We start from the raw sequence: 21,007 nt of genomic DNA on the forward strand, positions 1-21,007 counted from the left end.
GCAGTAACTATTGTATAAAAAACCGCCTATATTGGCGGCTTTTTGTTATCTCGTGTAAGTAAATGTCAATCAGTATTTATTTGCTAAATAGTGTGGCAGATGCGCATTTAAGTTTAGCCATATCTACTAAAGTCTAAAATATGTTACATATAAACGCATACGATTAGGCTTAGGAATAGTGAACTATGGCGTTTTATGGTGATACGGACGCACAAGAAACCCAAGAATGGCAAGACGCCTTTGATGCTGTGTTACAACACATGGGAACAGAACGAGCAGCATTTTTACTAGAAAAGCTGTATCAACGTGCAATTGCAAAGCATGTTCCCATTCAGCGATTAAATACTCCCTACCTGAATACCATTTCAGTTGAAGAACAACCTGCCATGCCAGGCGATCAGGATATGGAACGCCGTATTCGTGCGTTAATTCGCTGGAATGCGTTGGCCATGGTGTTACGTGCCAATAAAACAGGTGATGATTTAGGTGGTCACTTGGCCAGCTTTGCTTCTTCAGCAACCTTATATGATGTCGGTTTTAACCATTTCTTCCGTGCTAACAGCGACCATTTTGGCGGTGACATGATCTACTATCAAGGTCACTGTGCACCCGGGATTTATGCACGTTCATTCTTGGAAGGGCGTTTAACCGAAGATCAATTGAATAATTTCCGCCGTGAAGTGGGTGGTAACGGTTTACCGAGCTATCCACATCCTTATTTAATGCCAGATTATTGGCAGTTCCCAACGGTGTCGATGGGTCTGGGCCCGATCATGTCGATTTATCAGGCACACATCCAAAAATATTTAATGAACCGTGGTTTGATTAAAGAAGAAGACCGTAAGGTGTGGGCGTATTTGGGCGATGGTGAAATGGATGAGCCAGAAAGTCTGGGCGCAATTTCACTGGCAGGCCGTGAAAAGCTAGATAACCTGATTTGGGTGGTGAACTGTAACTTACAACGTCTAGATGGCCCTGTACGTGGTAACGGTAAAATCATTCAAGAGTTGGAATCGTTATTCCGTGGTGCGGGCTGGCGCGTGATTAAAGTGGTTTGGGGCCGTCATTGGGATGCCTTATTAGATAAAGATGACTCAGGTGCACTAAGAGCCATTATGGAAGAAGCGGTGGATGGTGATTATCAGCGCTTACAAGTTAAAGGTGGTGCCTACGCACGTGAGAAATTCTTTGGCAAGTATCCTGAAGCCAAAGAACTGGTTAAAGATTTAAGCGATGAAGATATTGATAACCTGAACCGTGGTGGTCACGATCCGTATAAAGTGTTTGCGGCTTATGCGGAAGCATGTAAGGCCAAAGGTCAGCCAACGGTAATTTTAGCCAAAACGGTAAAAGGTTATGGTTTGTCTGATGAAATTGAAGCGGTGAACAAAACTCACCAAATCAAAAAAATGCAGTTGGACTCTTTAAAATATGTACGTGACCGCTTTAACTTGCCATTTAGTGATGAGCAACTCGAAGAAGTGCCGTTCTATCGTCCAAGTGAAAACTCGCCTGAATTAAAATACATGAAAGCGCGTCGTGAGGCTTTAGGTGGTTATTTGCCTGCACGTCGCAAAGACAGCGAAGCCTTGGAAATTCCCGCACTATCCGTTTTTGATTCAGTCTTGGCGGGTTCAGGTGGCAAAGAACAATCTACGACGATGGTGATGGTGCGTTTAATTTCTGCTTTGCTGAAAGAAAAAGCCATTAAAGACCGTGTGGTGCCAATCGTTCCTGATGAAGCACGTACTTTCGGTTTAGAAGGGATGTTCCGCCAGTTGGGTATTTATGCCGCACATGGGCAAAAATATACCCCTGAAGACCAAGAACAGTTAATGCATTATCGTGAAGCCAAAGACGGTCACATGCTGCAAGAAGGGATTAACGAAGCGGGTGCGATGAGTGCTTGGGCGGCGTTAGGCACCAGTTATTCAACCAATAACCTGCCTATGATTCCAATGTATATGTATTACTCTATGTTTGGTTTCCAGCGTATTGGTGATATTGCATGGGCTGCGGGCGATGCACAGGCTCAAGGCTTCTTGTTAGGAGCGACTGCCGGGCGTACCACACTGAATGGTGAAGGCTTGCAACACCAAGATGGTCATTCACATATTTTAGCCAACACCATTCCAAACTGTGTGTCTTATGACCCATGTTTTGGCTATGAGCTTGCGGTGATTGTGCATGATGGTTTGCAGCGTATGTATGTGAATCAGGAGCGTGTGTTCTATTACTTAACCGTTATGAACGAAAACTACGAGCATCCTGAAATGCCACAAGGTGTTGAAGAAGGTATTAAACGTGGTATGTATTTACTGCAGGAAGATGAAAAAGCCACTGTTCAATTGCTAGGTTCGGGCGTGATTTTACGTGAAGTGATCAAAGCTGCGAAAATCTTGCGTGAAGAGTATCAAATTCATGCCAACGTCTACAGTGTGACCAGTTTTAACGAATTGGCACGTGATGGTATGGCGTGTGAAGAATACAACCGCTTGCATCCACTGGCAGAAGAAAGCAAAGAGCCATGGGTGTCGCAACAACTGCGAGGTACAGATGGTATTGTAGTTTCTGCAACCGACCATGTACGTGCGTATAGCGAACAGATTCGTGGTTACTTGCCAGACAACCGTCCATTCGTTGCTTTAGGTACAGATGGATATGGCCGCTCAGATACCCGTGGCAACTTGCGTAGCTACTTTGGTGTGGATGCAGCACACATTGTGGTAGCAACCTTGAAAAAGTTAGCAGATGAGGGCGAAGTCGATGCGCGTTTAGTCAAAGATGCGATTTCGACCTTTGAGTTGGATACCGACCGTCCTGTAGCGTGGGCACCGCAAGCGGTTCCTGAAGTACAAGCTGTTGCTGACTACAAAGAGGAGCACTGATCATGCAAATTCAAACGCCTGATATTGGTGTCGATAAAGCCACAGTTGCTGAAATTCTGGTCAAAGTTGGCGACACAATTGCAGTTGATGACAGCATTGTTTTACTGGAATCTGACAAAGCCTCAGTGGAAGTACCTAGCACTGCCGCAGGGGTAGTCAAAAGTATTTTAGTGCAGCAGGGTGATGAAGTTGCCGAAGGTGCAGTTTTGGTTGAACTCGAAGCCGATGCACAAAGCTCTGTAGTTGCAGAACCTGCCCCACAAGCTGAAGTACAGACTGCTGAGGAACTAACGGAACAAGTTGCTACTGAAGCGCCAAGCACAGCTGCATCTGCAACCACGCAAGAAGTTGATGTGCAAGTGCCTGACATTGGCGTGGAAAAAGCGGTGGTTGGTGAAATTTTGGTACAAGTGGGCGATGCGATTGAGGTAGATCAAAGCCTGATTGTGGTGGAATCAGATAAAGCCACAGTAGAAGTGCCAAGTACTGTGTCGGGTACAGTGACTGCCATTGCTGTGACTACTGGGGATACTGTAAAAGAAGGTGTGGTGATTCTCACTGTGAAAACAGTAGCTACTACTGCAGCGACACAAGCACAGCCAGCTCAAGCGCCAAAAGCAGAAATGGTGGCAGAAGAAGCTTCAACAGCATCTACGCCATCACAAGCAGCATCTGCTCAGGTAGATGTATCTGTACCTGATTTAGGTGTAGATAAAGCCACGGTTGCAGAAATTTTGGTACAAGTCGGTGATACGGTTAGTGCAGATCAAAGTCTGATTGTGGTGGAGTCAGATAAAGCCACAGTGGAAGTCCCTAGTACAACTGCAGGGGTCATTCAAGCCATTCATGTGGAATTGGGACAAAGTGTTACACAGGGCAATGCCTTGGTGAGTATCACCACGCAAAGCACAGCAACCGCTTCTGCACGTCAGGCACCTACAGCCTCTGTGACTGCAGCAAGTCCAACACCTGCTACAGTAACAACGGCTCAAGTAGAGCTGGCAGCTGAACCTGTTAATGTGGACAAGCTCAGCAAAGCACAAAACGAAGCCAATGCAAAAGTCTATGCAGGCCCTGCGGTACGTAAACTGGCGCGTGAGTTAGGAGTGGTCTTGGCCGATGTCAAAGCCACTGGCCCACATGCGCGGGTTATGAAAGAAGACTTGAAAGCTTATGTCAAAGCGCGCCTCACTGCACCGCAAGCTGCGCCAGTTGCCACTACTGCGCAAGTGGCAGGTCTGCCAAAACTGCCAGACTTTAGCGCTTTTGGTGGTGTGGAAGAGCATGCATTGACACGTTTGCAACAAGTGTCGATTCCGCAATTGTCATTAAACAATTACATTCCACAAGTCACACAATTTGATTTGGCCGACATTACTGAGCTGGAAGCATGGCGTGGTGAATTGAAAGGTAACTTTAAAAAAGAAGGTGTCAGTCTGACCATTTTGGCGTTCATTGCCAAAGCGGTGGCGCACTTGCTTAAAGCTGAACCGTATTTCGCTGCGCATTTGGCAGATGATCAAAAGTCGGTACTGTTGCGTAAAGAAATTCACATGGGTATTGCGGTTGCAACACCTGATGGCCTGACTGTACCTGTACTGCGTCATCCAGATCAAAAATCGATTAAACAAATTGCAATTGAACTGGGTGAACTTAGTCAAAAAGCGCGTGATAAAAAGCTATCACCAAAAGATTTACAAGGTGCGAACTTTACCATTACCAGTTTAGGTTCGATTGGCGGGACAGCATTTACCCCGTTGGTGAACTGGCCGCAGGTCGCAATTTTGGGTATTTCCCCAGCGACCATGCAGCCTGTCTGGAATGGTGAAGGTTTTGATCCACGCTTGATGTTGCCATTGTCATTGTCGTATGACCATCGTGTCATTAATGGTGCCGATGCAGCACGTTTTACCCATAAACTGACTCAGTTGTTGGCTGATATTCGGAGTTTACTACTCTAATTCAAGTCAAAAAACTTTACTTAAAACCCTGCTACGGCAGGGTTTTTTGCAACTTATTTTTATTCGCTTTGATGTCAGCACAACATTTGCTTAAGCACACTATTCCGTTTAGAATAGGCTTACTTCATTGGGGAGTAGCCGCTTTTTACTTACGGGGTTTAAACCACATTAAGTAAAAAGGTGATGGTCAACATATTTGTTCCACAGAACATGGTCATCATAGCAAAGAACCAAGTCTGCTTTTTCAAGCTTTCTTTTGTTGGCAAGACCTTTGATTTATCACTCTGCAGATTTTGGCTAGCAGGAGGGATAGGTCATTGGTATGTGTGCTAGCCAGAGAAAAACATCATGTATGAATTCCTCATCTCGACTGCCATAGTCGCTTTAGCTGAAATGGGTGATAAAACCCAGTTACTGGCGTTATTACTCGCAGCCCGCTTTCGTAAACCTGCCCCTATTTTAGTTGCCATTTTATTGGCAACACTGATTAACCATGGTCTTTCTGCAGTGTTAGGGCAGTGGATTACCACCGTACTCAGCCCAGAAGTCTTGTTGTGGATTTTATCTTTAGGCTTTATTGCAATGGCTATCTGGATGCTGATTCCCGACCAGTTGGATGATGAAACCGAAAGCATCAACAAATGGCAAAAATATGGTGTGTTTGGTGCAACCTTTGTGCTGTTCTTTTTGGCAGAAATTGGCGACAAAACTCAAATTGCCACGGTGGCTTTGGCGGCACGTTATGACAGCATTTTCTGGGTCATGCTGGGTACGACATTAGGCATGATGCTCGCCAATGCGCCTGCGGTATTTATTGGTAATAAACTGGCGACCCGCTTGCCAATTGCTTTAATTCATAAAATTGGCGCACTGATTTTCTTAATTATTGGTGTATCGACCTTGGCACAGCATTATTTCTTCTAGAGAATCAGTGGATGTGTATAAATCCTGAGCAAAATGCTTGGGATTTATTTTTGTAAGTTGTGATGCAATTCACTGATATTTCAGATAATCCAAGCTATTTTATTTATTGTAACTTTCCATAAATAGCTATATGTTATTCAGTCATAGAAAACGTATTTTTAAAAATGAAAAAATCGGGGTTTGGTTATGGCATTTGACCGTACAACATCGCAGGTCTTGTTTGACAATGGGACACACAAATGTATTAGTTTTACCAGTTTGGTCAAAGGTGAAGGTGTTCAGGCTAACCAATTTCTGATCCTTGATAATAACCGTGCTGCAGTGCTAGACCCAGGTGGTGACCTGACCTATGTACCACTGACCATGGAATTAAATAAATATACCCGCCTGACCAATCTTGATTATGTAATGGCATCTCACCAAGACCCAGACATCATCACCTCAATGCCGCGTTGGTTGGTATATACCGAAGCAAAAATTGTAGCGTCAAAATTATGGGCGCGTTTCTTGCCGCATTTGAGCTCATCTTTTATGAGCGACCGCATGAAAGGCAACTGGCTAGACCGTTTAATTGAACTGCCAGATGAAGGTCAATCCATCCCTTTGGGCGAGTCGAAAATTATTGCGGTGCCTGCGCACTTTTTGCACTCGGTCGGCAACTTCCAGTTTTATGACCCTGTTGCCAAAATTTTATTCTCGGGCGATATGGGCGCATCCATGGTGGAAGATGCTTCGATTCCATTGACCGATTTTGCTGCGCATATTCCTGCCATGAAAGGCTTCCATCAGCGTTATATGTGCTCGAACAAAGTTATTCGCCTGTGGGTGAGCATGGTGCGCACTATGGATGTAGAAATGATTGTGCCGCAACACGGTACGCCTTTTGTCGGCAAAGAACAGGTGAATCAATTCCTTGATTGGATTGAAACACTGGAATGTGGTGTCGATTTGATGGATGAGCACGTATTTAGCTATCCTGAATAAGTGACAAAAAAAAGCTAAAAAACCGTAAAAAAAACTTGAGTGCAAAAACAACTTTTTTTAAGATTTTCGCCCAAAAACGATTTTTTTGATGGCGAGAACTTAACGAATGTTGTCTCAAGTACCTACACAGGATGCCTGCTTAAGCTGTGGCGCATGTTGCGCTTATTTCCGTGTTTCATTTTATTGGGCAGAAGGCATGAATATGCCTGAGCACTACACGGAACCAGTGACAGCAGTGTATTCATGTATGTGCGGAACCAATCAGAGTCAGCCACGTTGTATTGCTTTACAAGGTGAGGTTGGACAGCAGGTCAGTTGCGGGATTTATGAATTGCGCAGCAGCTCTTGCAAAGAAGTACAAATTGCCGATGACCAATGCAACAAAGCCCGCCTTGCACATAATATGATTCCATTTGTGCAAATTGAACCTGCGATTCCAGTCAATGATGATGACTTTGATCAAGTGGTTTAAGGCCTAAAGTAGTCAGATTGAATAAGCAAAGCTACGGCTTTGCTTTTTTAATGACTAAATTTTGTTGGGATCGTTTAATCATTTTTTATTGAGGCTTTAATGATGAGGTACATGAAACATCAAAGCTATTCCATTGACACAGACTGCGGCTAGAAAAATAAAGGCTTGAGCGTGGGGGAGCTGATTTTTAGATGAAAAATACTGTTTTTTTCAGTCAGACAACCCCAGTTAGGCAGAATAAAAAATATTTCTTAGAGAACAAATGAAATTTGTGCCCAGATTTGTTTATAATGGCTCACGGAAATTACCAGTGAGACTGTTATGCTGACCATCGTTCAAGAAGCGTTAACCTTCGATGATGTCTTATTACTCCCTGCCTATTCTACTGTTCTCCCAAAAGATGTCTCCTTAAAGACACGTTTTACGCGCGGCATTGACCTGAATATTCCGCTTGTTTCAGCGGCAATGGATACAGTGACTGAATCACGTATGGCAATTGCGATGGCGCAAAACGGTGGTATTGGTATTCTACATAAAAACATGGACATCGTAGCGCAAGCTGCAGAAGTGCGCCGTGTGAAAAAATTCGAAGCGGGTATGGTGAAAGACCCAATTACCGTAACCCCAGAAACCACAGTACGTGAATTGATTGCGCTGACTCAAGCCAACAATATCAGCGGTGTGCCTGTGGTGAAAGATGGCAAAGTGGTGGGTATTGTGACAGGACGTGACACACGTTTTGAAACAAACCTTGAACAACCTGTCAGCAACATCATGACTGGCCAAGATCGTTTAGTGACGGTACGCGAAGACGAATCTAAAGAAAATATTCAAGCTTTATTGCAACAACACCGCATTGAAAAAGTGTTGGTTGTTAATGAAAATCAAGAGCTTAAGGGCTTAATTACGGTGACCGATTTCCGTAAAGCAGAATTGTATCCAAACAGCTGTAAAGATGATTTAGGTCGTTTACGTGTGGGTGCTGCAGTCGGTACAGGTGCAGAAACACCAAGCCGTGTAGAAGCGTTGGTTGAAGCAGGTGTTGATGCAATTGTGGTGGATACTGCTCACGGTCACTCTGCAGGTGTAATTGAACGTGTACGTTGGGTAAAAGCTAACTATCCACAAGTTCAAGTCATTGGCGGTAATATCGCAACGGGTGATGCTGCTTTGGCATTGTTAGATGCAGGTGCAGACGCAGTAAAAGTCGGGATTGGTCCTGGTTCGATCTGTACCACACGTATTGTGGCGGGTATTGGTATGCCGCAAATTTCTGCAATTGATTCTGTTGCCAATGCATTAAAAGAACAGATTCCATTAATTGCCGATGGTGGTATTCGCTTCTCTGGCGATATGGCGAAAGCTATTGGCGCAGGTGCAAGTACCATTATGGTTGGTTCATTGCTTGCGGGTACTGAAGAAGCACCGGGCGAAGTTGAATTCTTCCAAGGCCGTTACTACAAAGCTTACCGTGGCATGGGTTCATTGGGTGCAATGGCGGGTGCAACAGGTTCTGCAGACCGTTATTTCCAAGACTCTAAAGCAGGTGCAGAAAAACTTGTACCAGAAGGTATTGAAGGTCGTGTGCCGTATAAAGGTCCAATGGGCAACATTGTGCATCAAATGATGGGCGGTCTACGTTCATCTATGGGTTATACCGGTTCTTCAACCATTGAAGACCTACGTCAGAATGCAAAATTCGTGAAAATTACTGCAGCAGGTATGCAGGAATCTCACGTGCATGATGTGACGATTACTAAAGAAGCGCCGAACTATCGTGTTGGTTAATTTTTAGTATCGTTTTCAAATAAAAGCCGTCATCTATATGACGGCTTTTTCATTTTTGGTGTAAAGTAACTTGCAGTAAAAAAGTGATGATAAAGATCACCTCTAAGAAGTGAGAACAATATGAGTTATTTTGGTACAGACGGCATTCGAGGGAAGTTCGGAGAGTTACCTATTACACCTGAATTTGCATTAAAACTGGGTTTTGCAGCAGGTAAAGTTTTAAAAAAGCACACCAAAAAAAATAAACCAATTGTGGTATTGGGTAAAGATACACGTCTTTCAGGCTATATTTTAGAAGCAGCGTTACAGGCGGGTTTGAACGCCGCAGGTGTATATGTGCACTTGTTGGGCCCATTACCCACCCCAGCCATTGCACACTTGACCCGTGCCTTGCATGCCAGTTTAGGCATCGTGATTTCAGCATCACATAACCCGTACTTTGATAACGGAATTAAATTTTTCTCAGGTGAAGGGAAAAAACTTCCAGATACGATACAAGAAGAAATTAACCAAGAATTACAGCAAGAGTTAAAAATTGAAGACACAGCCAACTTGGGTAAAAGTGTTCGTGTAAAAGATGCCAATGGGCGTTATATCGAGTTCTGTAAATCAACTTTCCCGTATCATTTAGATTTAAATGACCTGACCATTGTGGTCGATTGTGCCAACGGTGCAGCCTATAACGTCGGTCCTGCGGTATTCCGTGAACTGGGTGCCAAAGTCTTTGCTATTCACAATGAACCGAATGGTTTAAATATTAATGAACATTGTGGTTCGACCCATCCTGAGCATTTACAAAAAGCAGTGTTGGATCATCAAGCCGATGTCGGTATCGCTTTTGATGGCGATGCCGACCGTGTAATTTTGGTAGACCGTCATGGCAAGCTAATTGATGGTGACCATATTTTATATATTCTTGCCACGCAAGGCTCGAAAAAACCTGCAGGAATTGTGGGTACATTGATGAGCAATATGGCCTTGGAATTGGCTTTAGAAAAAGCCCAAGTGCCGTTGTTGCGTGCCAAAGTAGGCGATCGTTATGTGCTGCAAGGTTTGGAAGAAAATGGTTGGGTCATTGGTGGCGAGCCATCGGGTCACATTCTAACCTTGGACAAGAGCACCACAGGTGATGCCATTATTGCGGCACTGCAAGTGTTAACGGTGATGGTAGAACAAAACAAAGCCCTAGATGAATTGGTTGCAGACTTTAAACTGTTGCCAAATGTGCTAGAAAATGTACGTTTAGAGAATATGTTTGACCCGTATGCGGTGCCAGCATTGGTTGCAGAATTTGATCGTGCAACTGAGCAGCTCAAAGGTCGTGGCCGTTTATTGATTCGCAAATCGGGTACTGAACCTGTGATTCGCGTGATGGTGGAAGGCGATGATTTGGCAGAAGTAAGCGCATTGGCAAAACATTTGGCAGATGCTGTGCGTCGTCATGCAATCTAAAGGGGTGTAAATCGTGAGTGATTTAATCAAAGATTTAAGTGAATTGCGTTTAAGTTACCAAAAAGGTGAATTGTTGGAAGCGCAGGTGAGTGCCAATCCGCATATTCAGTTTTTGAATTGGTTTAACCATGCTTTAGACGCTAAATTACATGAACCCTATGCCATGTCATTGGCCACTGCCAATGCCCAAGGTCGCCCGCATGTGCGTACGGTATTACTGCGCGGAGCAACCGAGGCAGGCTATGACTTTTATACCAATTATGACAGTCAAAAAGGGCTAGATTTAGCAGCGAATCCTTATGCGGAATTATTGTTTTACTGGCCTGAGCTAGAACGTCAAATTCGGGTGAGTGGCTATGTCGAAAAAATTGATGAGCAAGAGTCGACCGCGTACTATCACAAACGCCCGCGTGACAATCAGATTGCTGCGCACATTAGTACACCTCAAAGTGGTGTGATTGCCAGCCGTGAAGAATTACAGGCACGTTTTCAGGACTTGCATGCCCAAGTGGGGGATCAGTCAGAATTACAAAAACCTGTATTCTGGGGCGGTTACCGCTTACAGCCAGATTATTACGAGTTTTGGCAAGGGCGTCCGAACCGTTTGCATGACCGTTTACGTTATGAAAAAATTGAGGGCGAATGGTCGTTACAACGCTTGATGCCTTAAATTACTGGAAACTATGTCAAAAATACAAATAAAACAAAGACCTTTACTGACACGCCCTGAAAACTTTCAGGGCGTGTCCACATTTGTTGCCCAGATTTTAGCGCGCCGTGGGGTGACGTCTGAACAGGAACTTGAGCTCAAGCTCAAACATCTGCTTGCCCCAAGTATGAAAGGTTTGCCTGAGGCAATTCAGTTGATGGATCAGGCGATTGATCAGCAGAAAAAAATAGTGATTGTGGGCGATTACGATGCCGATGGTGCAACCAGTACCGCATTGATGATGTTGGCCTTACGCGACATGGGTGCGCAGGTACAGTATTTGGTGCCTGACCGCTTTAAATATGGTTATGGCTTAACTCCCGCCATTGCCGATTTGGCTTTTGAGCGTTATGCCCCTGATTCATTAATTACTGTAGATAATGGCATTTCCAGTCACACGGGAGTTGAGCGTGCTCAAGCTTTGGGTATGCAGGTCATCATCACCGATCATCACCTCACCACGAAAGCCACGCCAGATGCAGAAGCGGTGGTCAATCCAAATCAACTGGGCTGTGATTTTCCAAGTAAAGCTTTGGCAGGGGTGGGCGTAGCGTTTTATGTACTGGCCAATCTCTCTAGTCAGCGTAAAAAACAGGGAAAATCTGCTACAAATTTGACCCAATATTTAGATTTGGTGGCTTTGGGAACTTATGCCGATGTTGCAAGTTTAGACTATAACAACCGTATCTTGGTGGATGCTGGCTTAAAACGAATACAGCAGAACTTGTGTCGTCCTGGAATTAGCGCATTGTTGGATTTGGCAGGGCGTGAACCCGCACAGCTTAAAGCTCAGGATTTAGGGTTTGTCTTGGGGCCACGTATTAATGCTGCTGGGCGCATGGAAACCATGGATATTGGGATTGAATGTTTACTGGCAACAGATATGCAAATTGCTTATGCCTTGGCACGTCAGTTAAATAGTCTGAATCAGGAACGTCGTCAGGTCGAAGGTCAAATTAAACAGGATGCGCTGGCTGAACTGGAAAAGCTGCAATTGCATACAACTGATTTGCCGCATGCTTTGGTCTTGTTTGAAGAACATTGGCATCAAGGTGTGATAGGTATTGTTGCGGGTCGCTTAAAAGAACAGTTTCACAGGCCTGCAATTGTGTTTGCTGCCGATGAAGATGGTGAACATATTAAAGGCTCGGCCCGTTCCATAGAAGGTATTCATATTCGTGACAGCATTGAATTAGTGGCAGAGCAATATCCACACTTGGTTAGTCATTTTGGTGGGCATGCTGCAGCCGCAGGCTTGACCATTAAAAAGGCTCATTTTGCAGAATTTAAACAGGTGTTTGAACAGCTAATTGCGCAGATGGATGCAGAGCTGTTTCATGCCGTGCTGTGGACAGATGGTGAATTGCCGCCAGAGGCTTTTCATTTGCACACGGTAGAGATGCTGCAGCATTTGGCACCGTGGGGACATAAATTTCCGCAACCTGTATTTGAAGGGCGTTTTAAAGTGGTCGATTTTAGATGGCTTAAAGAGACGCATTTAAAACTGCGTCTGGTGTTGCAGAATGGCCAAGTGCTGGATGCGATTGCCTTTGGTGCCAAAGATAAATTTGACTTTAACCCAATGCTGGATCATGTGCGTTTGGTTTATGAATTAGAACGCAATGTGTTTAATAGCAATGTCAGTTTACAACTGCAGATTGTGCATTTGGAGCAGTAGCCCAAATAAAAATCCGCTCACATTTGAGCGGATTTTTTGCTTTTAATTTATGGAATTAGAAGCGGAATGTACCGTTGATGCCGAATGAATCGACTTCATCAACTGTTGTGTAATTTACGCCAACTGCAATTGTTGGGGTAAAGAATTTTTGTGCACGAACGCCAAAAATAGTATCAGAATCATCAGCAGTTGAGTCTGCAATAGAAACACCTACACTTAAAGTTGGGTCGATATAAAGATCAGCGCCTAAGCGATAAGTTGTTTCATCACCAAAATAAGTTAAGCCTTCAAAGTTGGTAAAATGGTTGCCAATTTGTGTGACATATTTAGCACGTAGAGATACTACTGTATCATCTTGTAAAGTAGCTGCGTTTAAAAAATTTGTAGTGAAGCCATAATTTGCAACTTGAATTGGATCAATGTTTTCATTGGTAGCACCAACAGCCAATAATAAGCCATTAGTAGGTAAGTAACCCACTTCAAGAGCATAGCCAGTATTATCGGTCGACTCTTCCGCTCCTAGAACTTTTGCTGTTATTTCGGTATGGTTTAAGTTACCAGAAATATAGAATTGGCTATTCGGAATATAGAATTCACCGCTTATTCCAACATTATCAATATCAAGATCCGCATTAACAATAAAAGTATTTGTACCTACGAAGGAACCAAGATCAAACTCTAGATCATCTATGCTCGCATGGGCATAACCTAGACCAATATTGCTTGCTTTAGCTAAAAAAGCAGCTTCAGCTAAAGGTGCATTTTTGACTTGAACACCATTTAAATAATATTTGCCATTAATGAATAATGTATCTACGTCAGCTTCCCCATCAAAATCAGTATTTTCATAACCCCCATTGATTTCAAATTGATACGCATGAGTAGAAGTTAAACCAGCAAGAAGAGCAGTTGCAAGTGCAAGTTTTTTAAACATTATTGAGATTCCCTCTGTTATAGAAATATGACTGTTTTGTTACAGTTGTGCTGATTGTACGGAAAATAAACAGTACGTCAATGCACTATTTCTACCTAACTGCTTTATTTTAGGGCATAAAAAAGCACCCTTCCGAAGAAGAGTGCTGTTTGAATATCTAATTAGGCTAAACTTAGAAGCGATATTTTGCCGCTAAGCCAAAGCTGTTGTAGTCGTTGTTGAATTGTTCACCAAAGCCTACACGACCTTCTAAGCTCACTTGTGGAGTAAAGAATTTACGTGCACTCACACCAAACTCATCACGATCATTGATGTCGTTGCTGTAGTAATCAACACCTACGCTTAGGGTTTTATCAATGAAGTAGTCTGCAGCCAGATTGTATTCATCTAGATCACCAAATGCAGCGCCTGCTTCTAAATTGATGTCTTTACCATTAGACAACGTAGTTACATATTTGGCACGTAAAGTTGGGTCTACACCATCATCTTCATCAGTATCCCAACCTTTCACACCTGCTGCAATCAACAAGCCTGGTGCTGGTAAATAACCTACTTCTGCACCATAGGTGGTCAAGTCATTGTTTAGGTCATCATTGTTTTGTAGATCGTGACCGCTCACATTACCACTGAGGTAAAAGTCTGAGTTCGGTACAAAGTATTCAGCACCTACGCCATAAGTGTGCGCTTCAGAATCACCCACTTCGTCATATTGATATTTGGCATTTACATTGCTGGCACGGTCAAGGAACGCTGCTTCTGCCAATGGTGCATTACGAGTTTGTACAGGGTTAAAGTAATATGTACCATCTACACCAAATGAACCACTTGAGCTGCCATTGTCTGGATCAATCAGTCCTGCTGATGCACCAATTTCAGCTTGGTATGCGTTCGCAGTACCAGTGATAGCCAAAGCTGAAAGTAGGGCTGATGCGATTGCTAATTTTTTCATGGAAATTACCCCTCTGAAATCTGGTTAACAGTTAAACTTTTTGTTACAACTTTTAGTCTAGGCTAAAAAATTTCAGCGTCAATCATCAGAAAGTTACCGCATTGTTTCAGTCGTAAGTTTGTGTAATGATTCGATCTTAAGTTATTGAAATAAAAATGAAATAATTAAATGTTTTGTTTTATTAAAACTATGTAGATTTTGTGAATTTTCTAAATATTGACTATAAAATCATCAAATATGTGTCAGTTCTCCTTCAACGCTAGAGCAAATGGAAATTGCAGATCTAAATATTTCAGGCAAATTTAAGCTGAATATGCGTAGGCAATGGCCAGCTATTTATGTCTAGAAAAGTTGTGCTGGAAATAGCTGCAGTGTGGCAATGCCTGAACAGGTCTGTGCTACAATTATTGGTTATTGAGCTTCATTGTTAATTGAGAGAATTTACGTGGAAATTAATCCTTATCTAAACCAATTAAAAGACTTGAACGAACGTGGTCAAACACTACGGGGGTATCTTTGACTACGATCTGAAAAAAGAGCGTTTAGAAGAGGTTCTCCGCGAGTTGGAAGACCCTGCCATTTGGAATGATCAAAGTCGTGCTCAAGCGATGGCCAAAGAAAAAGGCGAACTTGAGAATGTGATTAATGTTCTGGAAGGTTTGGCAACCCAGTTGGAAGATGCGCAAGCCATGCTGGATTTGGCGGTTGAAGCAGATGATGAAGACTTATTGGTTGATGTGCAGTCAGAGTTGACCTCTGCTGAAGAAGAGCTGGCCAAATTAGAATTCCGTCGTATGTTCAGCAACCCAATGGATCCAAATCCGTGTTATGTCGAAATTCAGGCGGGTTCAGGCGGTACAGAAGCGCAGGACTGGGCATCTATGTTGCTGCGTATGTATATGCGCTGGATTGAACGTCATGGCTTTAAAGCAGAATTGATGGAAGAGTCAGATGGTGATGTGGCAGGGATTAAATCTGCAACAATTCGTGTAGAAGGCGAGTATGCCTATGGTTGGTTGCGTACTGAATCGGGCGTACATCGTCTAGTGCGTAAGTCACCATTTGACTCGGGTAACCGTCGTCATACGTCATTCTCTGCGGTGTTTGTTTCACCAGAAGTGGATGACAACATTGAAATTGATATTAACCCTGCCGATGTTCGTACTGATACTTACCGTGCTTCAGGTGCGGGTGGTCAGCACATTAACAAAACCGACTCTGCGGTACGTTTAACCCACGCACCAACAGGTATTGTGGTGGCTTGTCAGAACCAGCGTTCGCAACACGCCAACCGTGACCACGCATGGAAACAGTTACGTGCCAAGTTATACGAACTGGAAATGAGCAAACGTAATGAGGCGGCTCAAGCACTGGAAGACTCGAAGTCAGATATTGGTTGGGGCAGCCAAATTCGTTCTTATGTATTGGATGACTCGCGGATTAAAGACTTGCGTACAGGGGTGGAAACCTCAAATACGGGTGCAGTTTTAGATGGTGATTTAGACAAATTTATTGAAGCCAGTTTGAAACAAGGCCTGTAAGTTTAAATTTACAGGACCCAATAAGTCTGCCCAATTCGGTTGATCTGCTTAAATTGTTTAAACAATTTGTATAAATCGTAAAAAAGCGATATTAATATCGAAAAAATACGATATATTAAAGGCAGCTGCTGAATTGGGCTTATATTTACGAATATGTGTCTGAATGATGGATGTCGATTTAATATTTAAAGCCTTAGCCAATCCTACCCGTCGGCAAATTTTAGAATGGTTAAAAGCACCAGACCAATTTTTGTCGGTAGAAGAGTGTGGCGACTTTAAGCGTGGCGTATGTGCAGGACACATTGAGCGTTTGGGCAAGGTGTCGCAATCGACCATGTCAAATCATTTATCGGTACTGCAACAGGCAGGCCTTATTCGTGCAGAAAAGTATGGGCAATGGTCGTATTTTTCTCGTAATGAAGCACTAATTCAGCAATACATCGAATATTTAAAACACTCACTCTAAACAGTCGCATGTTGTAGTGAGTCATGAGGCAATGATGGCTGAATTAAACTCTCCTTTGGTTTTGGGTGATCTTCATCTTAAAAACCGTGTAGTGATGGCACCTTTAACCCGCAGTCGTGCCAGCGATGACCGTGTACCTACGCCAATGATGGCGGAATATTATGCACAGCGAGCCAGCGCAGGCTTAATTATTTCAGAAGCAACGGTGATTTCTGAAGAAGCCAATGGCTATTTCAATACCCCAGGTCTATTTACAGATGCACAAGTACAAGGCTGGAAATTGGTTACCGATGCGGTGCATGCCAAAGATGGTCTGATTGTCGCGCAATTGTGGCATGTGGGGCGGGTATCCCATCCTGATTTGCTGAAGGGTGAAACACCTGTTTCGGCAAGTGCTGTGCAACAAGCTGGTCATGTCAGTTTGTTACGTCCAAAGCGTCCTTATGTATTACCACGTGCTTTGGAAATTTCAGAAATTCATGCCATTACCGAGCAATATAAACAAGCCGCGATCCGTGCCAAAGAGGCTGGTTTTGATGGTGTAGAGCTGCATGCGGCCAATGGTTACCTGATTGACCAATTCCTACAAAGTAAAACCAACCAACGTGAAGATGAATATGGCGGTGCTGTGGAAAATCGCGCACGTTTCTTGTTGGAAGTTGTAGATGCCTTGATAGAAGTATGGGGCGCAGGTCGTGTCGGTGTGCATTTAGCACCACGTGGCGATGAACATGACATGGGGGATGATGATCCACGTGAAACCTTTGGCTATGTGATGCAGCAATTGGGTCAGCGCAAAATCGCCTTTTTCTTTACCCGTGAATATTTGGCTGAAGACAGCATTTCCGAAGAAATGAAAGCACGTTCAGGCGGTGTGCCATACATTGCCAACATGCGTTTAAGCCGTGCCGATGCGGTGGAATTATTGGCATCAGGCAAGGCCGATGCAGTGTCGTTTGGTAAGGCTTATATTGCTAACCCAGACTTATATGAGCGTTTACTGGCAGATGCTCCTTTAAATGAACTCAAACTGGAAACTATGATTGGTACTGCTGTTGCAGAAGGCTATATCGATTATCCAACTTTGGCTGAAACACAACAATCTGTAGAATAAAAGCCCGTACAGCGCCACATACGATTAACATGCGTGTGTGGCTCTGTTATATTTTGCCGACAGTCTTTCTTTTGGGGCGCATCTTTTGGCTACTCCATTTTGGTATAACGCAGCTTTAACCCTGCTAAAACCGATTTATCAGTCACGTATTCGTAAACGTGCCGAACATCCTGAGCAATTACAACAAGAACTGCTTGAGCGTTTTGGCCCATTTCAGCCCGCTAAAAATTTACATGCCATTTGGTTTCATGTGGTGTCGGTAGGTGAAACCAATGCTGCACAACCATTAATTGAATATTATTTAAAAGCAGGTCACCCTGTTTTAGTCACCAATACCACCAAAACGGGACAGGCTCGTGCCAAGTCTTTATTTTTAAAAGCACCCTATTTAAATTTATTTCAGGCCGTGTATTTACCTGCCGATCAGGTGCATTTAATTCGTGAGTTTTATCAAAAATATCAGCCTAAATTATTGGCCTTGGTCGAAACAGAATTATGGCCAAATTTGATTGATCAGGCGCAGCATTTTCAAGTGCCATGTTTACTGATTAATGCACGACTTTCAGAAAAATCGGCCAAAGGCTATGCCAAAGTTAAAGGCCTGACACGTGGCATGTTGCAGGGGTTGCAACAACTTTTGGCACAAGACCTTGCTACACAACAACGTTTTGTGGCTTTGGGTATGCCCGAAGCACGTACGCAGGTGTTGGGTAATCTTAAATTTGACATTACTGCACCTGAGCATTTTGTGCAGCAGGCAGCACAGCTACAGCAAGAATGGCAATTGGCACAGCGTAAAATTGTGGTGCTGGCCAGTACCCATGCACCCGAAGAACAACAATTATTGACTGCTTTAAAACCGTACTTTGAGCAACATCCCGAATTATTGTGCATTGTTGCACCACGTCATCCAGAGCGTTTTGATGAAGTTGCACAATTGGGACAAAGGCTGCAACTTAATATGCAGCGTCGTAGTTTGGGTGAAGGTATCCAAGCAAATACACAGCTATATTTAGCCGACAGTATGGGTGAAATGTGGCTGTGGTATGCCATGAGTCAGGCTTGCTATGTGGGCGGTTCATTGAATGAACCTGGCGGTGGTCATAATATTTTAGAGCCTTTGGCTTTAAATGTAGCCACCGTATTGGGTAAAAATTATTTTAACTTCCAAAGTATGGTGGATGAGTTTGTTGCGGCAGAAGCGGTGTACGTGGTTGATGATGCAGCACAAGCTGTGAAAACCTTGACTCAACTGTTATTTGAACCAGCATTACGTGCACAATTGAATCAGAATGCCCAAGTGATTATGTATAAAAATCGTGGTGCACTACGTGAGCATATTCAGGTCATGGATCAGTATTTGTAAGCATGAATATTGTATTACTTGGCCCGCGACAGACTACCAATGAAATATGGTCAATTACAGCACAGCGACAGCTGCAGCATTTGCATACGCATGTCGGTGTACAAGTCGGTGACACCTTAAAAGTCGGGATTCGTGGTGGCAAGCGTTATTTGACTGAAGTGGTGGAAGTCAGTGAGCAGCGGATTCAGGTCAAAGCCTTACATGAAGAAGCTGTACCTCAAAAATTACCCGTGACCCTGATTGTGGCCTTACCACGACCAAAAGTGCTGCGCCGTTTAATTATGGACAGCGTGACATTAGGTGTGGAAAAAATCATTTTACTGCACAGCTATCGGGTTGATAAAAGCTATTGGCAAACGCCATTTTTACAGCAGTTGGATCAATATATCACTTTAGGTTTAGAACAAGCGGGCGATACCATTGCGCCTGACATTCAGTGCTATAAACGCTTTAAACCCTTTGTGGAAGATGTTTTGCCTAATTTGATCTCTGCAGATTGTCCTGCATACGTGGCGCATCCTTATACTGAACTGGCAATGCCGAACACCATTCAACATCCTTGTAGTATTGTGATTGGCCCAGAAGGCGGCTTTATTCCTTATGAAATTGATTTACTCGAAAAAAACGGCTGCCAAGCACGACACTTGGGCAACCGTATTATTCGGACTGAAACCGTGATTGCCTATGTATTAGGGCGTTTGTTTGGCTCGGTTTGAATCTTCTTCAAGCAATGCCGTTTCACCTCGATACACTTTCACTTCCTGTACTGGGTAAGGAATGGAAATGTGATGCTCGGCAAAGGCCGCAATGACACGCTCCTGCACCTCACTAATGGAAGCCGATGTGGTGGTTTCGGTGGTATTGACCCACCAGCGCACATTTAAATTGATGGAAAAATCGGCCAATGCAGTGACATTCACACTAAAGGCAGGCTGACTTAAAATTTTGATGTCGCGGTCTAAAATGGCCAAAATAATCTGTTTGGCTTTTTGTACGTCATCTTCATAACCAATACCCACCACGAACTCGCAACGACGACGGGTATACGCAGTATTTACAGTCACGGCACTGGTATAGACCGTGGCATTTGGAATCACGATGCGACGGCCATCGGGAGAGCGCAAAAAGGTTGCACGAATCTGAATATCTTCCACCGTGCCTTCCATATTATTGACGATGATGTCATCGCCAATTTTAAAAGGCTCACCAATCAAAATCAGTACACCCGACAATAAGTTCTGAAAGATATCCTTAAAAGCAAAACCAATCGCTACAGAGCCTAATCCCAAAGCACTCATGAGCTGACTTGGGGTAAAGCCAGGAATGGCAATCACCATCGCAATTAAAAAACCAAAAAAGACAATGGCAGAGCTACCGACCCGATTTAACACCAAGACCAAATTTTGTCGGGTATAGGAGCGATTAGACAGTGTTTTACGGACAAACCATTTAAATACACGGGCAATTAACCAAAACAAAATCAGTACCACTGCAGCTATACATAAATACGGCGCCCGCTCCCAAAAGCCATCCATAATTTTGTCGATAGTGGAGTAGGCGTCGTTGTACTTGGCCGTATGATTAATCACGGTTTGCGTGGTTTTTTCAGTGGCTTCATGCAACAGTTGACTGGTGTTTTCAGACACTTCACTTAACGAGGGCTTGGATTCTGCCACGGTGATTCCGAACTCAAAATAGAGAGGCTATTTTGCCTGAAAAAATGGCTTTGGTTAATCCGCTGTTACGCACTTGGCAATCTTTTAGACAAGATGATGACATTT

The 21,007-nt window shown here is 43.7% G+C and carries 17 protein-coding genes and 1 riboswitch; of the genes, 14 read left to right on the top strand and 3 right to left on the bottom strand.

The features are described 5' to 3' along the window. Positions 1 to 185: 185 nt before the first annotated feature. The 9 genes from aceE to recJ all read left to right on the top strand — a co-directional run bounded on the left by aceE (position 186) and on the right by recJ (position 12,856). Positions 186 to 2,888, top strand: coding sequence for a pyruvate dehydrogenase (acetyl-transferring), homodimeric type (gene aceE, locus HHA41_RS03360; protein ID WP_168417704.1), 2,703 nt, complete (start codon positions 186 to 188; stop codon positions 2,886 to 2,888). 2 nt (positions 2,889 to 2,890) lie between these two features. After that, on the top strand, positions 2,891 to 4,849 hold the full coding sequence (locus tag HHA41_RS03365) for a 2-oxo acid dehydrogenase subunit E2 (RefSeq protein ID WP_168460520.1): 1,959 nt from the start codon (positions 2,891 to 2,893) through the stop codon (positions 4,847 to 4,849). Positions 4,850 to 4,966: 117 nt separating this feature from the next. Further along, positions 4,967 to 5,125, top strand: a riboswitch (yybP-ykoY riboswitch). Between the two features lie 72 nt (positions 5,126 to 5,197). Next, the gene (locus HHA41_RS03370; protein WP_136144497.1) at positions 5,198 to 5,773 is read left to right on the top strand and encodes a TMEM165/GDT1 family protein; all 576 of its coding nucleotides are present in this window, start codon (positions 5,198 to 5,200) and stop codon (positions 5,771 to 5,773) included. Positions 5,774 to 5,959: 186 nt separating this feature from the next. Continuing rightward, complete coding sequence (locus HHA41_RS03375; protein WP_168460522.1) at positions 5,960 to 6,757, top strand: MBL fold metallo-hydrolase; 798 nt, start codon at positions 5,960 to 5,962, stop codon at positions 6,755 to 6,757. A gap of 106 nt (positions 6,758 to 6,863) precedes the next feature. Next, on the top strand, positions 6,864 to 7,229 hold the full coding sequence (locus HHA41_RS03380) for a YkgJ family cysteine cluster protein (protein ID WP_168417707.1): 366 nt from the start codon (positions 6,864 to 6,866) through the stop codon (positions 7,227 to 7,229). 321 nt (positions 7,230 to 7,550) lie between these two features. Next, positions 7,551 to 9,017, top strand: a complete 1,467-nt coding sequence (gene guaB / locus HHA41_RS03385; protein ID WP_168417708.1) for an IMP dehydrogenase — start codon at positions 7,551 to 7,553, stop codon at positions 9,015 to 9,017. A gap of 120 nt (positions 9,018 to 9,137) precedes the next feature. After that, a complete protein-coding gene (gene glmM / locus HHA41_RS03390; protein WP_168460523.1) occupies positions 9,138 to 10,469 on the top strand; it encodes a phosphoglucosamine mutase in 1,332 nt (443 codons plus the stop codon). 13 nt (positions 10,470 to 10,482) lie between these two features. Continuing rightward, on the top strand, positions 10,483 to 11,139 hold the full coding sequence (gene pdxH, locus HHA41_RS03395; RefSeq protein WP_168460524.1) for a pyridoxamine 5'-phosphate oxidase: 657 nt from the start codon (positions 10,483 to 10,485) through the stop codon (positions 11,137 to 11,139). 13 nt (positions 11,140 to 11,152) lie between these two features. Next, positions 11,153 to 12,856, top strand: a complete 1,704-nt coding sequence (gene recJ / locus HHA41_RS03400; RefSeq protein WP_168460526.1) for a single-stranded-DNA-specific exonuclease RecJ — start codon at positions 11,153 to 11,155, stop codon at positions 12,854 to 12,856. A 55-nt stretch (positions 12,857 to 12,911) separates the two neighbouring features. On the opposite strand, the gene HHA41_RS03405 is transcribed toward recJ, so the two are convergent. Both HHA41_RS03405 and HHA41_RS03410 read right to left on the bottom strand, forming a co-directional pair. Next, positions 12,912 to 13,790 carry a putative porin gene (locus tag HHA41_RS03405; protein WP_168460528.1) on the bottom strand — a complete coding sequence of 293 codons (879 nt, stop codon included), beginning with the start codon at positions 13,788 to 13,790 and terminating at the stop codon, positions 12,912 to 12,914. Positions 13,791 to 13,962: 172 nt separating this feature from the next. Then, complete coding sequence (locus HHA41_RS03410; protein ID WP_168460529.1) at positions 13,963 to 14,739, bottom strand: putative porin; 777 nt, start codon at positions 14,737 to 14,739, stop codon at positions 13,963 to 13,965. 445 nt (positions 14,740 to 15,184) lie between these two features. Here HHA41_RS03410 and prfB point away from each other — a divergent pair. The 5 genes from prfB to HHA41_RS03435 all read left to right on the top strand — a co-directional run bounded on the left by prfB (position 15,185) and on the right by HHA41_RS03435 (position 19,942). After that, a protein-coding gene (gene prfB / locus HHA41_RS03415) for a peptide chain release factor 2 (RefSeq protein ID WP_168417714.1) occupies positions 15,185 to 16,280 on the top strand; the annotation gives its coding sequence in 2 pieces (ribosomal slippage) (positions 15,185 to 15,256 and positions 15,258 to 16,280; 1,095 coding nt in all). Positions 16,281 to 16,446: 166 nt separating this feature from the next. Beyond that, positions 16,447 to 16,746 (top strand): metalloregulator ArsR/SmtB family transcription factor, encoded by a 300-nt coding sequence (locus HHA41_RS03420; RefSeq protein WP_168417728.1) that lies wholly within the window; start codon positions 16,447 to 16,449, stop codon positions 16,744 to 16,746. 34 nt (positions 16,747 to 16,780) lie between these two features. Next, complete coding sequence (locus HHA41_RS03425; RefSeq protein WP_168460543.1) at positions 16,781 to 17,860, top strand: alkene reductase; 1,080 nt, start codon at positions 16,781 to 16,783, stop codon at positions 17,858 to 17,860. 85 nt (positions 17,861 to 17,945) lie between these two features. Then, on the top strand, positions 17,946 to 19,226 hold the full coding sequence (locus HHA41_RS03430; RefSeq protein WP_168460530.1) for a 3-deoxy-D-manno-octulosonic acid transferase: 1,281 nt from the start codon (positions 17,946 to 17,948) through the stop codon (positions 19,224 to 19,226). Positions 19,227 to 19,228: 2 nt separating this feature from the next. Further along, entirely contained in the window at positions 19,229 to 19,942 is a 714-nt protein-coding gene (locus HHA41_RS03435; RefSeq protein ID WP_168417717.1) for a 16S rRNA (uracil(1498)-N(3))-methyltransferase, read from the top strand. Here the strand turns inward: HHA41_RS03435 and HHA41_RS03440 are convergent. Further along, on the bottom strand, positions 19,916 to 20,902 hold the full coding sequence (locus tag HHA41_RS03440) for a mechanosensitive ion channel family protein (protein ID WP_168460532.1): 987 nt from the start codon (positions 20,900 to 20,902) through the stop codon (positions 19,916 to 19,918). The genes HHA41_RS03435 and HHA41_RS03440 overlap by 27 nt on opposite strands. Between the last annotated feature and the right edge of the window lie 105 nt (positions 20,903 to 21,007).

The organism is Acinetobacter sp. A1 (assembly GCF_012371315.1).
Classification (GTDB): Bacteria; Pseudomonadota; Gammaproteobacteria; order Pseudomonadales; family Moraxellaceae; genus Acinetobacter.